This is a genomic window from Gemmiger formicilis, from assembly GCF_016900095.1.
Taxonomy (GTDB): Bacteria; Bacillota; Clostridia; order Oscillospirales; family Ruminococcaceae; genus Gemmiger; species Gemmiger formicilis_A.
Genome location: NZ_JACJJP010000008.1, coordinates 93,133 through 110,581, shown reverse-complemented (window position 1 = coordinate 110,581; position 17,449 = coordinate 93,133). Strand labels below are relative to the sequence as shown.

The 17,449-nt window shown below is 49.6% G+C and carries 17 protein-coding genes and 1 pseudogene; 3 read left to right on the top strand and 15 right to left on the bottom strand.

The window, feature by feature from the left end; translation table 11 throughout:
- The 15 genes and pseudogenes from H6B15_RS15485 to H6B15_RS05790 all read right to left on the bottom strand — a co-directional run.
- Positions 1-105: pseudogene (locus H6B15_RS15485) on the bottom strand (transposase); the annotation flags it as partial.
- Positions 106-1,113: 1,008 nt separating this feature from the next.
- Positions 1,114-1,626 (bottom strand): hypothetical protein, encoded by a 513-nt coding sequence (locus tag H6B15_RS05855; protein WP_204647033.1) that lies wholly within the window; start codon positions 1,624-1,626, stop codon positions 1,114-1,116.
- Positions 1,616-3,136: a hypothetical protein gene (locus tag H6B15_RS05850; protein ID WP_204647031.1), complete on the bottom strand. Its 1,521-nt coding sequence runs from the start codon at positions 3,134-3,136 to the stop codon at positions 1,616-1,618. Before H6B15_RS05850 ends, H6B15_RS05855 begins: the two co-directional genes overlap by 11 nt.
- A 50-nt stretch (positions 3,137-3,186) precedes the next feature.
- Positions 3,187-3,708: an ImmA/IrrE family metallo-endopeptidase gene (locus H6B15_RS05845; RefSeq protein WP_204647029.1), complete on the bottom strand. Its 522-nt coding sequence runs from the start codon at positions 3,706-3,708 to the stop codon at positions 3,187-3,189.
- Between the two features lie 210 nt (positions 3,709-3,918).
- The gene (locus H6B15_RS05840) at positions 3,919-5,532 is read right to left on the bottom strand and encodes a recombinase family protein (protein WP_204647027.1); all 1,614 of its coding nucleotides are present in this window, start codon (positions 5,530-5,532) and stop codon (positions 3,919-3,921) included.
- A gap of 11 nt (positions 5,533-5,543) precedes the next feature.
- A complete protein-coding gene (locus tag H6B15_RS05835) occupies positions 5,544-6,392 on the bottom strand; it encodes a recombinase family protein (protein WP_204647025.1) in 849 nt (282 codons plus the stop codon).
- A complete protein-coding gene (locus tag H6B15_RS05830; RefSeq protein WP_204647024.1) occupies positions 6,389-7,936 on the bottom strand; it encodes a recombinase family protein in 1,548 nt (515 codons plus the stop codon). Before H6B15_RS05830 ends, H6B15_RS05835 begins: the two co-directional genes overlap by 4 nt.
- A 108-nt stretch (positions 7,937-8,044) precedes the next feature.
- Positions 8,045-8,215 (bottom strand): hypothetical protein, encoded by a 171-nt coding sequence (locus tag H6B15_RS05825; protein WP_204647023.1) that lies wholly within the window; start codon positions 8,213-8,215, stop codon positions 8,045-8,047.
- A gap of 406 nt (positions 8,216-8,621) precedes the next feature.
- Complete coding sequence (locus H6B15_RS05820) at positions 8,622-9,002, bottom strand: hypothetical protein (RefSeq protein ID WP_204647022.1); 381 nt, start codon at positions 9,000-9,002, stop codon at positions 8,622-8,624.
- A gap of 12 nt (positions 9,003-9,014) precedes the next feature.
- Positions 9,015-11,192: an ATP-dependent DNA helicase gene (locus H6B15_RS05815; RefSeq protein ID WP_243424299.1), complete on the bottom strand. Its 2,178-nt coding sequence runs from the start codon at positions 11,190-11,192 to the stop codon at positions 9,015-9,017.
- Positions 11,193-11,516: 324 nt separating this feature from the next.
- Complete coding sequence (locus tag H6B15_RS05810; RefSeq protein WP_204647021.1) at positions 11,517-11,837, bottom strand: DeoR family transcriptional regulator; 321 nt, start codon at positions 11,835-11,837, stop codon at positions 11,517-11,519.
- 181 nt (positions 11,838-12,018) lie between these two features.
- Positions 12,019-12,909 (bottom strand): NPCBM/NEW2 domain-containing protein, encoded by an 891-nt coding sequence (locus tag H6B15_RS15780; protein ID WP_204647020.1) that lies wholly within the window; start codon positions 12,907-12,909, stop codon positions 12,019-12,021.
- Between the two features lie 125 nt (positions 12,910-13,034).
- The gene (locus tag H6B15_RS05800) at positions 13,035-13,193 is read right to left on the bottom strand and encodes a hypothetical protein (RefSeq protein WP_204647019.1); all 159 of its coding nucleotides are present in this window, start codon (positions 13,191-13,193) and stop codon (positions 13,035-13,037) included.
- 41 nt (positions 13,194-13,234) lie between these two features.
- Positions 13,235-13,798 (bottom strand): accessory gene regulator B family protein, encoded by a 564-nt coding sequence (locus tag H6B15_RS05795; protein WP_204647018.1) that lies wholly within the window; start codon positions 13,796-13,798, stop codon positions 13,235-13,237.
- A gap of 114 nt (positions 13,799-13,912) precedes the next feature.
- Positions 13,913-14,308, bottom strand: coding sequence for a helix-turn-helix domain-containing protein (locus H6B15_RS05790; protein WP_204647017.1), 396 nt, complete (start codon positions 14,306-14,308; stop codon positions 13,913-13,915).
- 196 nt (positions 14,309-14,504) lie between these two features.
- Here H6B15_RS05790 and H6B15_RS05785 point away from each other — a divergent pair, with 196 nt between their 5' ends.
- The 3 genes from H6B15_RS05785 (at position 14,505) to H6B15_RS05775 (ending at position 17,332) form a co-directional block, all read left to right on the top strand.
- Entirely contained in the window at positions 14,505-15,224 is a 720-nt protein-coding gene (locus tag H6B15_RS05785) for a LytR/AlgR family response regulator transcription factor (protein ID WP_204647015.1), read from the top strand.
- The gene (locus tag H6B15_RS05780) at positions 15,218-16,519 is read left to right on the top strand and encodes a sensor histidine kinase (protein WP_204647012.1); all 1,302 of its coding nucleotides are present in this window, start codon (positions 15,218-15,220) and stop codon (positions 16,517-16,519) included. The genes H6B15_RS05785 and H6B15_RS05780 overlap by 7 nt, the downstream gene beginning before the upstream one ends.
- Before the next feature lie 243 nt (positions 16,520-16,762).
- Positions 16,763-17,332, top strand: a complete 570-nt coding sequence (locus H6B15_RS05775) for a hypothetical protein (protein ID WP_204647010.1) — start codon at positions 16,763-16,765, stop codon at positions 17,330-17,332.
- The last annotated feature ends 117 nt before the right edge of the window (positions 17,333-17,449 follow it).

The window sequence follows — 17,449 nt, the reverse complement described above, 5'->3', positions numbered from 1 at the left end:
ACCACAGACCACCAGTATCGCCATACTTACAATTCTGCCGTCTATACGAACTTTTTCGTACAGAGCATCCACCCACAAAATGGGATATACCATCTTCACTTTCCGACAGTCCGAAGCCTTTCCGAATCTGGTCGAAAAGGCCCTTCCTCTCAAGTGACAGCTGAGAGTTATAGAAAATGTCTGCTGAAGGAGAATTTCTTGCAGCAGTACATAAATCTGAAAGCCCTATAAAGGTAAGTGGAGATACCCAAACATAAAACTCATTTTTTGATTTGACGTGCTCTCGAATATGAGCAAAAATCTTGTGCTTTGCTAAACTTGCAAGGGTCCAACTGTCCGAATCGTCGTTTCTGGACTTACACTGTTGAAATTCCTGTATACCGTTTCCTTTGTCAATAAGGAGATCAACGCCACTTTCGTCTTCACCAACTGGCTCGATTATGATACTGGAAATCTGTTCTCTGAGCAATGCAATCATGCGGTTTACCACATAGCGGTCTTCGTAACGATTTCCAAATTTATCTGTTCTTCCTCCTCGCTCAAAAGCCATCGCTAAATCCTCCAAAAATTTGCATAGATACTTTAACATTGGCGGAAACTCAATGAGTACACAAAAAAGTCACATCATTCTTTACTCTTCATATACGTAATTAATACTTTAAGTCTATCACATAATAGCTTTGGCTTCCATGCAAAGTAAAAGTGATTTTTAAATTTTTCTGTAACAATACTTTTTTACTGACTCCAAATATAATTCTCGATTAAATTACTCGAAAGCAACGAAAAAGCCGGTCAACCATTCGGTTGACCGGCTTGGTGTGTTGGTTGGCCAGTTTTACTGGCGAAGGTTTGCTTTATCTCCACTCTTTTTGGGAAAGCGGCTTAAAGTAGTTCTTTTTCAAATCACGTTGGTCGCTACGATTCCCAAATAGTGTTTTCGAAATTAAGTGGGAGCAAACACATCGTACAAGGCAAATCCGTTCTTTGATGGAGGTTCTTATATTGAAATAGTAGCATCATGCGATATACCACATTGGTCAAAAGCATATCAATAACAACTGTACGCGATCCAAACTGGCAGATAAAATGGTGATGCTTATTCAAATGAATTAGTCATGCACAAACGAGAAACTGAACAATAACTAGAAGGAGAGCAATTAAGTCTAAGATTAACGCGACTCGTGAAAAGAAAAACTTGCCCGTTGCGAGGCGACTATTGTATATGATTTCACTTGCAAAGTCCGAAACCAATTTTCGATCGCACTCTTTAATCTGACGCCCACTAAAGTAAGAATCCACAATAAAATCAATATAGCTTTCCTTGTTATCGACTAGGGCAATGTCTCCAAAATAAATATAATTTTCTGCCAGTTTATTTTTTCTTCTAGGAATGATAACACTAGCCAGAAATGGCCAAAAACTTATCAACGAGACAACGGATGCTATAAACAAGAGGCTCCCTGCTACCCTATACAAATTATATGTAAAAGATGCAGATATAAATGCAGCGACTATTGCAATATTTAATGCTATTATTGCTGCATTTTTAGCTTCAGCATAAGCTAGCCAATAGTTTGCTCGATCTAGCTGCTTTTCAAAAAACGCAATATATGGCTCATTTGTCATGTTTGGCCTCACCTCCAAAAAAGTCAACCCACTTACTAAATACCTTATTTACGGTGTTGTGAAAATCTGTAATAGCTTCATTGGCCTTGATTGTTGCAACTCGATCTTCGGTGAGCCACTTAACCGAACTGTGTCCAGGGTTTTCTCTATACTTTGTTATGATACTTGGATTTTTCACCTTTGCAACGAAAATAATTCCTTTTTTTGTTGCGTGATCATTCTGGGCAGGTATCTCATATACAGCAAGAGGAATTGGCTGCGAATCTTTTCGGCCTGTATCCATAACCAAATCAATGTCTACGCCAAAAAAATTACGATAAGCTTCTTTAATTCTTTCCACAAGATTGTGATTTCCATCTGCCTTTGCACAACCAAAATCCCATTTTTCACAATCGTACAGATGATTACTGCCTCTCCGAGCAATTAGTATTGCTTTTCTTTGCGTATCACAACAAACCACAGCGCAATGAAGTTGCAGCGGAAACGCATAATCCTTCCGATCTGTGACTCGGGGACCGCTCTCCATAGTTTCTTTCAAATACTTCAGCTTTTCATGTAAATTTTTATCGTTACATATTTTAGAACATGCATTGTCGATCTTATACATTGCAGGTTCTATTAAATCTTTATTATCGGAAGGAAAGCGAGTTCGAGCCAAAAAATGCTGTACCAACTCGTTGCCAACCATTTCATCATAGTAAAAGCTATCTTTAAATTTTGGTGCAACCCCGGATAATCCAAGTGATTTCCAAACTTCGCTCACAGTGTTATCATCGTAATACCAGATGATGGGATATAATGAATCATTCCACACCCCTTTAAGTTTTTCATATCCAATAATATTAAGACAGTTACTTAGTGTGCTATCCTTAAGAAAGTCATTTAATAAATAGGCAAGTTCAAAACTAACAACTAACCGTCTTCGCTGCGTATATGCTTTTAACCTGAACCCAATATCCATATCTCTTCCCAAATATTCTATAATAGGCATATTTGAGGCATCAGCTGGATATTCGATTTGAATTGTATCATAAGGAGTACTAATCTTCTGAGTGATAGCCGCTATCCATGCAGCTGCTTTTACAGATAAAACATCTTGATTTTTCAAGACAGCTATCTCGCGCCTTTCGAGACTTTGCTCTTCTAAGGTTTCAAAGAATTTACCCGTATGAATAGATAGCGATACTCTTTGTGTGATTCGAAAAATGGCGTCTACCGCTAGATATAATTCATCTTTAGATGATATCGGATACACAAAGACCATCTCATCGCCAATTACACGCCACAAGAAAGAGCCTTCTAAATCATTTTCCCTTTGTACACACCGACGGATATAAGACAAAAAGCCTTTAATAATGACCGGCCACTCGGCCGTATTTGTTTTATACACTGTCGAATTAACAATATCAAACGAAAAAAATAGTTTTACCGATGGTGGTAATTCATTTGTATCAACTTTTAATGGATATCCCTGTTGCTGGGCTTGTTTTACAGCGTCAGGGATATCCATCTGGTTTTCGGTTATTTCGTTTATTAGCGACTTACTGTTGGAGGAATTTGTCATATAAGGTACCCTAAAAATCTTCCTCTGTTTCCTGCGGCGGCATTGGATACATGAAAATAGCTAGCTACCGCAGAAATGTCAACTCGTCCGTTTCTCACATTGTTTTTCAATACTTTCACGTACTCTTTCCGGGGCATAAGCAAAGCAGCTGCAAATTCGTTGGCCTGGTATTCTTGCTCAGATGAACCAAAGCGACGATAAACTGTGTCATCCTGATTTTCCCATACCACAGGATCGATCTGAAATCCCATGTGTAAAAACAAATGTCCCAACTCATGCGCAACCGTAAACACTTTTCGCTTCTGACTTTGAAAAGGGGAAATAACAATGGAAAAACTATCACGCCCCGTTTTGCAAATGGTGCCATCATACAAATCATCTAAACCTTTTTGCTCTTTGACAACGCCCCCCATTTTTTGGACAACGGCATCTATATCGTGAATTGGAATCGTGATATCGTAAGCCTTGACTATTGCTTCAGCCAAGTTGTCAATGTATCGTTGAGTTGTAGAATCCATCGGTGTCTCCCCCCCTTTTCATCATTGATATATTAGTATTATACTCTTTATGATCTTCTCATGCAAGTGAAGCGGCAGCAACAGCGCACAATTGTTTTCTTTTGAGCTTGCCAAAATTTATGCAAATTGTTCACTTGGTGTAAACGAATCACGATTCTTCGATTCTATAAAACCGTAAACATTAATACTGCTTCTTATAATACCGAGATATCAGTCAAAGTTCCTGCACCCGAATCGAAACTCCAGATTTCCATCTAGCATAACGAAAATTTGATCAACAATCCTCCTCACCAACTCATCATCATACCTCGCCAACTCCACCGGCTGCCGATCAATCGCATCCAGCACCGCTTGCAGTTCCCACTGCCTGTCCTGATCCTGCCGGGCCACCTGTTCCACCGTATCCACCTGCGCCTGTAAATCTGCCTTTTCTTTTGTCAGCTCCTTAAACTTTGCATCATAGATGCCGCTGTCCGCACTGTGGCTGACGAGCAGCAGCAAGTTGGACATGGCTTGATCGATTTCCTGGATGTGGGTGAGGAGCGGCGCTACGTCCTGTTGGCTGTCACCGTGTAGGATGATCTTTTCCTCTACATCCTTCAAAGCCTCTTTTACTTTATCCCGGTCTGTAAACTGCTCGCGTATGGCAGCCATAATGGCCTCCTGCAACTGCGGTTCCTTCAGGCTGGGAGAATTTTTACAATATTTTCTGCCGTTCTCCAGCCGGTTAACACAGCGCCAGACGTATTCCTTGGTGCCGTCGCGCTTGATCCATTGGGTGCGGCGGTACAAACAGCCGCACTCGCCGCAGACGAGGCGTTCCGAGAGCGCAAACTTGCTTGTATACTTACCACGCTCGGTTTTGGTTTTGCGCTGCGAAACCTTTGGCCTGCTGCTCCGGCGGGCCAGTTCCAGTTGAACCTGCTGGAAAATCTCGCGTGGGATGATGGCCGGGTGGTTGTCCGTCACATAATACTGCGTCACTTCACCGCGGTTCTTTTTGACCTTTTTGGTCAGGAAGTCCGCGGTGAATGTTTTTTGCAGCAGTACATCGCCGGCGTACTTTTCGTTGCGCAGAATGTTTTGGATTGTGGCTTTTGACCAGGTTGTCTTGCCGCTGGGCGAAAGAATGTGCATCTCTTCCAGCTCGATCTTGAGCTGCGCCGGAGTTTTGCCCGCCAGAAAGCCATAGAAAATATGTTCGATCGTTTTGGCCCCCTCGGGGTCGATCTCCGGCTGCCCATCCGCACCGCGCCGGTAGCCGATAAAGTGCTTGTATTGGAACGGGCACTTTCCCTCTTTGAACAGGCGGCGTTTGCCCATCGTGACATTCTGGCTCAGCGATTCGCTCTCGGCCTGAGCAAAGGCCGAGAACCAGGTCAGGTAGATCTCGCTGCCCAGGTCGCCGGTATTCAAGCCCTCTTTCTCGAACTCGATGACCACGCCCAGGCTTTTCAGCAGCCGGATGTAACGGATGCTGTCCAGCGTATTACGGGAAAACCGGCTCAGCGATTTGGTCAGAATCATGTCGATTTTATGTTTTTTGCAGGCTTCGATCATCTGCATAAAGCCCGGCCGCGTGGTATCCTTGATGCCGCTGATCCCGTGGTCGGCAAAAATACCGGCCATCTCCCATTCGGGGTTGTTCTCGATCAGGTTGGTGTAATAGGTCACCTGCCCCTCAAAGCTGCTCTCCTGTTCTTCCTGCTCGGTGCTGACGCGACAGTAGGCGGCAACGCGCAGGCGTTTGCGGCTGCGGCAGGTGAGCTGCGGATCAGCCGCGATTTCCCGAACGGCTTTCTTGGGCGATGATGCATTCGTCATGGTCTACCTTCTTATAGAATTTGCTGATTGGTGAGTTGTATCTGTATGCCGGCCTCGGCTGTCAGCAGTATTTTGGAAACAACGGCTTCAAACACTTCCTGCTTCAACGGCATATCGGGCTGCCAAGCAAGCAGCCGATTGCGAATCTGAGCCGTCAGCCAAATACTTGAACATTGGCTGCGCTGATAGGCTTCGGCAGTGATTTTTTGCGACAGCGCAAGCAACTGTTCCACATCAGGTTGCGGCGCATATAGTGCCCGGTCAAACTCTCGCCGCAAGCAAAGCTCCTGCAGGGTAATCGGGCTTCCGGGTTCTGGCAACCGCGAATGTTCAAGCGCGTCCGCAGCGGCGGCCAATTTGCTTGTGATCAGTTGGACCAATTCATCGTCCGGTACAGGACGTGTCGTCATGGCACACTGGGGGCAGCACCATATCGTCCCGCGATGGCGTTTGTCCGTTTTCCGTATAAGCCGCGTTCCGCATTGGGCGCAGGAAACTTTGGCCCGAATCCAGCGAATGTTCTGATTGGTAAGCTGAAGCGACCTGTTCTTTTGTCTCAATCCATAAACCTGATCGAAAAGGTTCTGCTCGAGGATGGCAGGATACGGTGGTTGCCCGGTATAGCGTGAATCGTCCAAAATGCGAGCCACCATGTTTTTGTTCCAATCTGGAACATCCTGGCGGTAGAGAACACCCCGCACGGTCATTGCCTTTGCGATTTGCACAATGGATATACCTTTTATATATAGGCGATAGATTTCTTGAACCGTTTCGGCCTCGGCGGGGAGGCAGCAAATCAAGCCCTCCTGTACACCGTATCCAAACGGTTGTTTACGGTTCTTCTCTGTTTGCTGTTTCATCGTTTCCACCACCGTTCCTCAAATTCAAGACCGTTTACGAGGGTAAAAACAACGCCAGATTCTTTGACTGTCGCCTTTGTGATGACCGGCTCCAACAGCACATTGTTTTCATGGGGCAGTTGGATGTCCTGTATATAGGCAATCAAATCGCGTGTGCGGTCGATCACTTCTTCCAGGTCGTTTTCACACTGCTGTTGCTGTATCTTGTCCTTTATTTCCGCCAGCTTCTTTTGTATGCCATTGTTCTGGGCAATAAAAAAGGCAGAGTCGACACAGCCATTCGCCAACAGGCGACTGAGTGTGTGACTCTGCGATAGAAGATCGGCCATTTGTTGTTGAAGATGACTTCTGCCAGGCGCAGATGCCAACAGCCGTTCTTGGATTTGTTCCAGCCTTTCGAGATGATCTTCCAGTATGCGGCAAGAGTTTTGTTGCAACTTTTCAAGCATCGCATAAAAGCAAGCCGCAAGGTCTGTTTCTGCAACAGCAGGAAGCGTACAGCTTTGTCTGTCTTTCAGATGCAGGGAACAGCCCCAGTATTCCCGACCGTTGATCAATCGGTGATAGAGTGGCGCTCCGCATACAGCGCAGTACAACACACCGGCCCAGGGCGAATCATGCTTGACAGGATCATGCCCAAATTGTTGGCCGTGTTGTGCAAGTAAGGTTTGCGCCTTTTGAAATATCTCTTGCTCGATGATGGCCGGATGGGTGCCTGCCATGTAAAACTGTGGCATCTGGCCGCGATTGTCTACCTTTTTATAAGGAAGCGTATCCGTCCGAAAGGATTTACGGAATCGCTGATCTCCCATATACCGCTCATTCGTCAGGATATATCGGATACCGTGTTTGCTCCACTTGCACTCTCCCCGGAGTTTCGGCACGCCGCGCATCTGCATGGCCTCTGCAATTTTCGCTAGATTGGCGCCGCTCAGAAACGCCGCAAAGATTTCCTGCACGATGGCCGCTTCAGATGGCTCGATGGCAAGAATTCCCGACGCATCATACCTGTAGCCGTATGGCGGCATCGAGATACGGAATGTGCCGTTCTGCATCCGCATGACGGCTCCTTTACGCATATTCTTGGAGATCGAAACCGATTCTTCCTGCGCAAAGGCACTCATCATGCTGATGAGCATCTCGTTGGCCATTGTGCCGGTGTTGATGTGTTCTTTCTCGAACACCACCGTCACGCCAAGCTGGCGCAGTTCCCGCAGGGCGGCGATACAGTCCTGGGTGTTGCGGGCAAAGCGGGAGAGCGATTTGACCAGAATGCGGTCGATCTTGCCTTTGCGGCAATCCTCCATCATGCGCTGGAACTCGGTTCGTTTGGCTGTGCTTGTGCCGGTGATGCCGCGGTCGGCGTAAATATCCACCAGCGTCCAATCCTCGTTGCCGGCGATCAGGTTGGTGTAATACCGCACCTGCGAGGCAAAGGAATTGAGTTGATCGGCGGAATCGCTGCTGACGCGGGCATAGGCGCAAACCCGCAGTTTGGCCGGTTCTCTGGCCCGCAGCGGGGCGATGACCTGAATTTGCGGCATACGGGATTCCTCCTTTGTGGTTTTGCTGCTGCCGACAGTAACGGCGACCAACCTTTGGCAACGACAACACTACCACAAGAGCGGTGGTTTATCCATTCACGAGAACCACTAAATCGACCGCCGCAAAACGCCGAAGATTTCGGCAAGAGCAACAGCAGCCCGCCGGGCGTTGGCCTGGTCGATCAGGTGCTGCGCCAAAAGGTTGTGCAGAATTTCCAACGCTGCGGCGTATTGGATTTCGTGTTGTATAAGTGCAGACGCTGTATTGCCATTAGTCATGAGTGGAGAAGCCTCCTACCAGGACGTTGTCCAGCCCGTGGCGGTACAGGTCATACCGCAGGTCGATCTCGTTTGTGTGGATGCGGACGCCCTTGCGTTGGAACCGTAACAAAATGCGGCGCAGCCGACCACGTTTTCTGGAGAGTTGAGAAAGCCGCGTAATGAATACATCGTCAATAAGCCCTTTCCGGACAGCACGCAGCAGGGCATTTCGTCCCGAATGGCGCCCCAACAACCGCTGTGGCAGATCATAGCTCTGGCCTGCCAGCACATACCCGGCACACCGTGCCGACGCGCACAACTCTGACAGTGCAGGGCCATATTCAGCAGCCCGTACATAGACCCAGGCGCGGGGATGATACAGCGTTTTCTCTAAAGTTTTCTGATCCACTTTGGCACCTCCGCCTTATTCCTCACAGTCATACCCCGGCAATATCATCCAATGCCGTCCACCCGGCTCGATCCACTGGCCGTCGTTCGCACCAAACGTGTGGACGCCGTATTGCAGCAGCGACATGAGCAGGCCGTCTAGCTCGGCGCGGCCGCAGTGCAGGTGGGGAATGTCGGTGACGACCAGAACATCCACCTCGCCCGCCGCGGCAGCCCGCAGCAGGTCCACCATGCCGGGGCGCAGTGAGAGCGGCTGTTCCTCGGTACCGGCCTGGGCAAACAGCTCGAGTTCGCAGGGCCAGAGCAGTTTGCGCAGGGCACGGTGGCAGATGAGCTGCTGCTGGCGCAGGGTCAGGTCAGAGTCTCTGGTTTCCTGGATAAAGCAGATGGCGCGCATGGGTGTTACCTCCTATTGCTGTTTTTCGTTCGGGTCATTTTCAAAGTCTGGCAAAAAGAAATCCGGGCCTTTGCGAGCCCGGAGAAAGGGTTGTATATCTTCTGTTTTGGTGGCAATCGGGATGCCGGCTGGCAGTGCCTCCAGCACCGCCCGGTGATACCGCCCGCCAGGGGCAGCCCGCAGGTCAAGAATGGCGACCGCGCAACTGTCGGTCTCGGTGCGGATGGCGCGGCCGAAGCCCTGCCGCAGTTTCTGCTGCATCTCGGGCACGATCTCGGCCTGGATGTAACTGTGCAGATCAGGGTATTGCTGCCGCCGGGCTTCCCGTACCGGGTTCGGCACGGGGAAGGGCAGCCGCACGATCACCAGCAGCGAAACAATATCGCCGGGAAAGTCCACGCCCTCCCAACAGGGGCCGCCCGCCAGCAGCACGGCGTTGTCGCAGCGTTTGAACTGCTCCACAAACAACTGCCCGCCGCGCGGGGCTTTGAACAGCGGCACCGGCAGTTTTCCTTCCAACTGTTCGTACACATGACCCATCTGGTCATACGAGGTGAACAGCACCAGCGTATGGCCGCGGGCCGTGCGCACAAGCTGCTCGATTTGTCGGGCCAGGCGCTCATAGTGCGTTTCTTTCTCAATGGGCCTGTCCACTTTGTGAGCAGACGGCCGCGGCGGAAACAAAAGCAGGCAGTCTTTCGCATAGTCGAAGGGGGAGGCAACCTGTACGTTCTGTACGGCCAAGCCGCCTTGCAATCCCAGCCGCCGCCGGACGTGGGTGAAGTCGTGCCCCGCGGCCAAGGTGCCGGAAGTCAAAATAGCGGGCTTCTCCCGCTGCCACAGCATATCGCGCAAATAGCCGGGTTGGTCGCGGGGCACCGCATAGAGGGTAAACTCTGTATCGGTTTGCTTATCTGATACGGTGCCATATTCGATATAGGCAATCCAATCTTCCTGCGGCCAGGCAAACAGCGCGGCCGTTTTGCTTGCGTCCTGAAGCTGGTGGCACAGGGAGGTCGGTATTCGGGCTGGGTATCGCCGCAACAGCTCGCCAATGCAGGTTTGCAAGGCAGCCAGTGCCGCCTGGCGCTCTGGGGTTGTCTGATATGGAACCTGCCGATCTGCCCGTGCCCGATTCGGCGCTTGCGGCTGGTAGGCTGCGGCCAACATTTCGGTCGTAGCGCGTAGTTTCTGGGCGCCGCGGGTCAGGTGCTGTTGTTCCAGCCGGTGAATCAGTTGCCGCAGCCCTTTTATGGAAAGCTGTTTGGTCAGCATTTGTTCCGCCGCTTCGGGCAGGCGGTGGGCTTCGTCGATCACGGCGGCCTGGTAATCGCGCAACAGCGGCTTCCAGCCATTCTGCCGGTGCAGGGCGTCGGCCAGCAGGTAATTGTGGTTGCAGACCTGGATGGAAACGGCCGGGCCGTTCGATTCCCGCAGATACCGCTGGTAACGGCAGCGGCTGCGCGCGGGGCAGAGCCGCGGGCAGTGCTCGGGCACGCAGATTTGCCGTCGGTCGAAGCCCGACAGGCCGGGCAGCTTGTCCAAATCAAGGCAGCCCAGCGCCTGCCGCAGAATTACGGCCCGCCGGGCAAACCGCTCGCCGCGCTGCGCCATCTGCCGCTGCCGTTCCAGCAGGCGGAGATCACAAACAAAGCGCTCCTTGCCCTTGCGCAGTACAGCTTGGATTGGTGTGTCTAAATATCCGTATTGTAATAATACAGACGACAAAAACGGAATGTATTCTTGCAGGATCGCCTCCTGCAAAGCCACACTGGCCGTGGAGATCACGACCGGCTGCCACAAGGCCCGCGGCCGCTGGCTCTGCCAGAGCAGACAGGCAACCAGATACGCATAAGTCTTGCCGAGGCCAACGCCCGCGTCGCAAAGGGTGACATCCTTATTATATAAGGCGTCGAGCATGGCGTGGCAGAGCTTGATCTGCCCTTCCCGCACCGCCATACCGTGGGTGGGCAGTTGTTGGCGGAAGATGGTTTCCAGCATCTGATGGGCCGTGGCATAGCCGATGGGTTCGGATTGAAAGATAGGGCATCCCTCCCCGCAACAGGGTTTGTTGATGGCAAAATGATACGGCGCAGCGGCTTGCTGCGCTGCGCCGCACGGGTTCGACATCAACACATGGGGTTGTTGAAGTCGGAAAAGAAAGAAAAGAAGAAAAAGAAGTAATAACATGTATGCCACATTTGCCGCTCGCACCCCTGGCATCGGGAACATGACAGGCGGGCCGCTGGCAAACGGCCGCTCACTGGCTCTGCCGGGGTCTAAGGATTGCAACCGGGGCTCGGCCACCCCGTCTGACGTGCGGGGCAACAGGCGTATCATTGTGGGCCGCCCCAGGTCGTGGCAAGGCAGCCCGCCGGGGCTGCTTGGGGGACGGGTCAAATCGCTCGGTGCGAAGTTGCCTCCGCACGTCCCGGCGCGCCCTCCCGCGTCGCTCGCTGGGGCAGGAACGTACCTGCCGTGCTGGGTATGAAGTTGTCAAGGTGAAGGCTGGTGTTACCCAGGTATAGCAAAGTCGTCGAGGATGCTTTGAAAAATTGCTCGATCTTCTGGTCGAATCACTTCCAAATTTCTGCGGATGGCATCGGCTTGACGGGAACTCAGATAGTGCTTATTTGCACAATACCCATCGGGGAAAGCAATGCCGCCCGCACGGCCGGAAACGCGGATGAGGGGATAGTCCTCTTCCAAAATCAAAAGATCCCGATAAATCGTGAGCCGTGATACGCCGAATTCGTTGGCGAGATTCTGCATCGTGTCATGGCGGCGCAGATTCAGTATCTCGATGATCTTTCTGCGCCGCTCATTCGGCTGCACCGTGTTTCCCTCCCTCCGCTTTGCTATGAGGGTATCTTATCGCCTAAACCTTTCAACTTTTGATACATTTAACGAAATAAATTGTGCTACAGAAAAACAGAGCCTGCCGCATTGTGTATGCGGCAGGCGTAGTATAAAACAGTATAAAAGAATGGGGCGCAACTTTTATTGGGGCATACCTTTATTTAATCAACACGGGGTTAACGATGCAATACTTTGCGGTACCATCCGCCACTATTCGCAACTTCATACTGTTGGCATAGTTGAGAGGAATCTCAATAGTTTGTATTGGTGTGCTGGCCGAAATGCTATAGGTCGTGCTCAGCTCATCATCGAGATATACTTCCAACTCGGCATCTGTTTTATCACTTCCATCCAGGCGGCCAATTTCGATTTGTAATGTAGAATAATCATTTTTTAGATTGAGTAGGACATAACAATCATAATACTGGCTTTCATTAAGCAATATACCTTTTCGATATTCGCTTCCCGCAACAGTAAGAACTTCGGTATCGTTGTTGGGGATAATACTGTACCGATCACCGTCATAAAGTACATTGGTATTGAGCAACTCCTCTTTTGTTACAGCAACTGTTTCGGTGTTGCCAGCCGCCAAAATGTTTTGCTCTTGGTCAAAAGTGATCGTTCCATTCAGAAACGGGTCGGCCGCTTCCGCTGAAATATACGTTCTTCCATTAATCATCGCCACTCCATTCTGCTGATTTCCTGCAATTTCCAGACCGTCTTGCACCAGTGAAGGGCTGAAGAAAGTGACCTCTGGCGCGGCTTCAACCTGTGTGTTTAACTGTCCGTTTGTTTGTTGAAGTTGCTGGACTTGGTTTTGCAGTTCTTGGTTGCCTTCATAAACTGTGGCGAGCGCCTGTTTGAAGCTCATGCTTTTATCGACAGAGGAAAAGTACTCGGACATCTCTGTTACAATGGTGTTTTCTGTAGTGGCGTTGGTCAGAAGGAACGTCAGGACAGAAGTGACGATTGCCGAGGCAACAGCGGCCAAAATGGAGCGTAACGGCTCCCTTGCATAGGCTTTTTTGCGGTCTTTGGTAGATTCCACTGTGGTTCCTCCCCGTATAGAAGTTCATATGAATGGACGTATGGAAACCCAAAATCAAACAAATAGCCCGCCGCATACGCGATGCGGCGGGCCTGAATTGGCGAGACCGCTTTTAACAGCAGCTCTTACTTCTTTTCCTGCGGTTTGGGCAGAGTTTTTTCGGGGCGGTGGGGCTGGTAAGCACCCCAGGGGCTGTCCGGCGGCCAACCATAGAGTTCCCGATGAACGATCGCCTGGGCCGCCTTATGGATCAGACTTTGTGCAAACGGTTCTTTTGTTTTCATGGCAGTTTCCCTCCTAAATAGTTAAATGCTTACAAAGCGCATTACTGCGCGCCAAGCCCCAAATTTGTCAATATAAGCATGACCGCAACCGCCAACAGCGAGAACGCCATACAACTTGCCAGTGGCTCACAGATGTATAACAGCAAGCAACTAATAAGGACAACGCAAGCAAGGCGAAGGCGGGCCAGTGGCCGAATAGCGGCAATTTCATTGGCTGTCAGGTGAAGCGAAGCGTTGTTTGCGGGCGCCAGTACAAAAATACACAGGGCTGCGGCAAACAAAACAGCACCTATGAGAAGTGGCGAATGAAAAGTTTTTGCCAAGGCCAGCACCGCAAACATGGTACCAAGCGAGGTCAGCAGGCAGCCGTGCGGCGTTTTTGCGTGGTAACCACCGGTCCGTGTTCGCAGAAAGCGAAAGCTGTACAGGTAGAGGAAAGAGCCGATCCATCCGACGAGAATGGCTCCGACAGGGAGGAGTAAAAGGAAAGTAAGGCACCCCATCATCCGGCGGGTAAGGCCGTATTGAAACCATTCGGCCTGTTCAGATTCAATGTAATGCTTTTGCAGAAAGAAGCGTGTTACTCTTGCTGCCAAAGTATCCATAGGGATCAACTCCTGATGCCGTCATTTTAACAAATCAAAAACAAAATAGCGAAAAAATCGACACGAATGCAAAAATAATAGCACGAACGCAAAAGCTGTCGCTCAAGCAAGGACTTAACCAAAGATTTCTTTCATCATCCGGGCAAACAATGCCACCTGCTCTTTAGTAGGCTCCGAACCTTTTTTCTCCTGGTTTGAGGTGTTTTGCTGCCGAAAATAAGCGGAAAGATCTAACAGCAACTGTATTTGTTCCTCAGTGAGATTTCTAAGCGGCAGGGTGCGATAAGTTTCCCCGCGCAGCAAAAAATCCAGCGAGACATCCAGCACATCTGCAAGTGCCACTGCCTCCGCAAGACGCGGCACAGTTACATTTCTTTCGTAATTGCCCAGAGCCGAATGAGATAAGCGCAAATTGGGGTCAAGGGCCTTGGCGCGGTCAGCCAACGCCCTTTGCGAAAGCTTTCGAGCTTTTCGCAGCTTTGCAATGCGCGCCCCAAAGTCATCTACCATAAGTGCCCCCCTCCTCGCCTAGGTATAGTTTACAATTCTGGTGGACACAAATTTGTCCATAACTTGATTTTTGGACACATTTATGCTATACAATAAGAAAATTGCGTCTGCACTCTTGACAAATTCTGGGGGATTCACTATTTTGAAAGCACAGAGACATCTCATTCCCGGGAAGTATGCCACCATAGGGGGAAGTATGGTACACATTTTGATCTGCGATGATGACGCTGTTTTCGCACAGGACATGGCGAAAAAAATACTGGCCTTACCGGCCTATTCGCCCAAGTCGATGAATGTGCAGTGCCTGACGGATGTCAGTGCCATGAGCGCCGGGGAACTGACAAAATTCGATATTCTTTTTCTCGATATTGATCTGGGAGACAAAAACGGGATCGAGTTGGCCCGTACCATGCGGGTGCATAACGCCGAAGCGGTGCTGATTCTGGTGACCAATTTCAGCGAGTACGCCCCCGAAGGGTATGAGGTAGATGCGTTCCGCTATCTGCCTAAAGCAGAACTGGATCGAAAGCTGCCCGGCTATTTTTCGGATGCCCTTGTCGTTTGCCGTACCCGCCAGCGTAAGGTCGAAATTTTTTGTGAAGGAGAAAGCATGCCAGTCCCAGTACAGGCGCTTATCTATGTAGAAAGCCAGGGACACGAACAACTCCTGCACCTGACAGGTTGGTCAAAAAAAGAATTGTACACGCGAATGACAATGGCCCAACTGGAAGAATTGCTGTTTCCGCAAGGCTTTTTGCGTATTCATAAGCGATTTCTGGTCAACATGGCGTACCTGCAATCGCTGCAAAGCACCGGCGCACTTTTGACCACGGGAAAAAGTTTGAAGGCAAGCGCCCGCAATTACCGCGAAAATCAGCGAAAATTTGTTGACTGGAAGACGCAGCAGATATGGTAGAAATTTGGGGAAATGTACTCAGTCTGATTGGCAGTATAGTTTCTTTAGGTGTCCAGATTGCCCTGTGTGATTCTTTCTTTCCCCGTAAAAATCGTGGAAATCTTCACTGGATTATTGTCGCTATAGAAGTTTTAGCTATCTCGGTATTTTCAATATTTGTTAGTAGTAGTTATGGGTATACACTCAAAATTTTGTTTGAGGTGACACTATATTATGTTTTATGTATCACCCTATACCAAAGCCGTTGGGACCGCTGCCTGTTTGTTATAGTAACGACCTATGCAGTCTTGTATTCTGCCTCCTATTGGACAAATAGCCTCTGTACGTCGCTTTTTCACTTGTCACACGAGGAATATATCTGGAATATTCCGCTCTATTCATCGGTCTTTCTTCTCCGTCTGGCCTTGCTCCTTGTAGTTGCACTGATAATTCGAAAATACCACCCGCCGTTATCCGTTGGCAAACAGGCCCGCGCCTGGGTACCGTTGTCGGTTGTTTTCCCGTTGAGTACGCTGCTAATTATTTGGCAGATCTACACATTCCCGAACGAGCAGCAAACATGGCAAATCTGCCTGCTGATCCTCGATGTAGTGGATGTGGTTGCCCTTCTTCTGCTCGATCATCTGGAGCAAAGCGCTGTTAACCGGGAAAAGATGGTGGCCGCTGCGGAGCGCGCACATGTACAGGACGAAAATATACAGGCATTGAGCCAGGCATACGCAGGGCAACGGAAAATGACCCATGATTACCGTGCACAGCTTGCCACGCTGTCAGGACTTCTGGAACAGGGAAATCTGGAAGAAGCAAAGGCATTTTTATCGGAAATGAAAAGCCGTCAGAGCGAACGCATCCTGCTAATCAACACGCACAATGCAGCCATTGATGCCGTTCTGAACCAGAAAGGCTATGCCGGGCGGCGGCAAGGAATTGACATGCGGTTTCGAGTGAATGACCTTTCGGCGTTGAAACTGCCGCGTGTCGATGTGACCATCGTACTTACCAATTTGCTTGACAACGCTATGGAAGCCTGTGTCCAGATGCCGGAAACCGAGCGCTGGGTCAGCGTCCAGATCCTGTATGGGCAAGGGTTGTTGTCCATTTCCATCATTAATCCGACCCGCCCGGTCCAGATCACAGGCGGGCAGATCGCTACGACCAAGTCAGACCCTCTGCTGCACGGGTTTGGCCTGAGCAACGTGGAGGACATTCTGGACAAGTACCATGCTGAATATACCTTCTCGTTCGAGGATGGCCGGTTTATTTTTACCGCTGACTGGCCGGATACAGATAATTAAACAGCCGTTCCCCGCTGCGGAATCAGTCGTCCGCAGCGGGGATTTTTGCGTTTGTGGCATATTTTTTGCTTTCACGACAGATTTGTGGAAATGTTGTGTGCAGTATGCTATAGTGCACATACAGGAAAGGGTCAGCGAACCCGGAAACTGACCACGACTTGTAACGGCCGTCACCGGCGCGCAGGTGATGGTGTTCGCCCCGAGGAAACACCAAAAAAATCCTATGAAAAGGAGGACAATACGATGAAAACCCTGAACAAACGTATTCTGACCGCTTGTCTGGCTCTGATGATGGCGGTTGTGATGGCCGTACCGGCGTTTGCCAGATCAGAAGGGGAATATAGCGAAAGCGCTCGCTTTTATCGCTTTCATGTCGGCGATGGAGCAACTTTCCTGAACTTGACTGGCAATATTGGTGCGAATCTTTACATGCGTCGGCTTAGTCTTTATCGCACATCCGCGCCAGGAAAGGATCAAAATTTCAAGCGTGTATACGTCAAGAACGGGCTTAGTAGTGGATATTATTATGGGGTTAATCGAGTCGACTATACTGGCTCGGGAACTGGTGTACAATGGTACATGATTAACAAAGACAATGCGGCGTTTTTGAACGGGAATAATGCTTTCCTTTGGCCAGTTTCCGCTCAGAATTATGAAATTAACACAGATTCACTCTTTGCTCCGAGCGGTAACGGTCAACCTTTGAAATTACAGGAAAAATACCTGTACCTAACGTGTCAGTCTACTGCATCCGGCTCACCGGTCTATTTTTCTACTACTCCGATTCAGAAATGGTCCCAGCAACTTGTCTAACAGCAGTGCGTTATCTAAGTGCGTTATCTATAAGAGGGAAAAAATTCCCGACATAGAAGTGCTGGTGCATGAAAAGGCACAGTATAAACCTTTTTCATGCACCAGCATACTGTTATT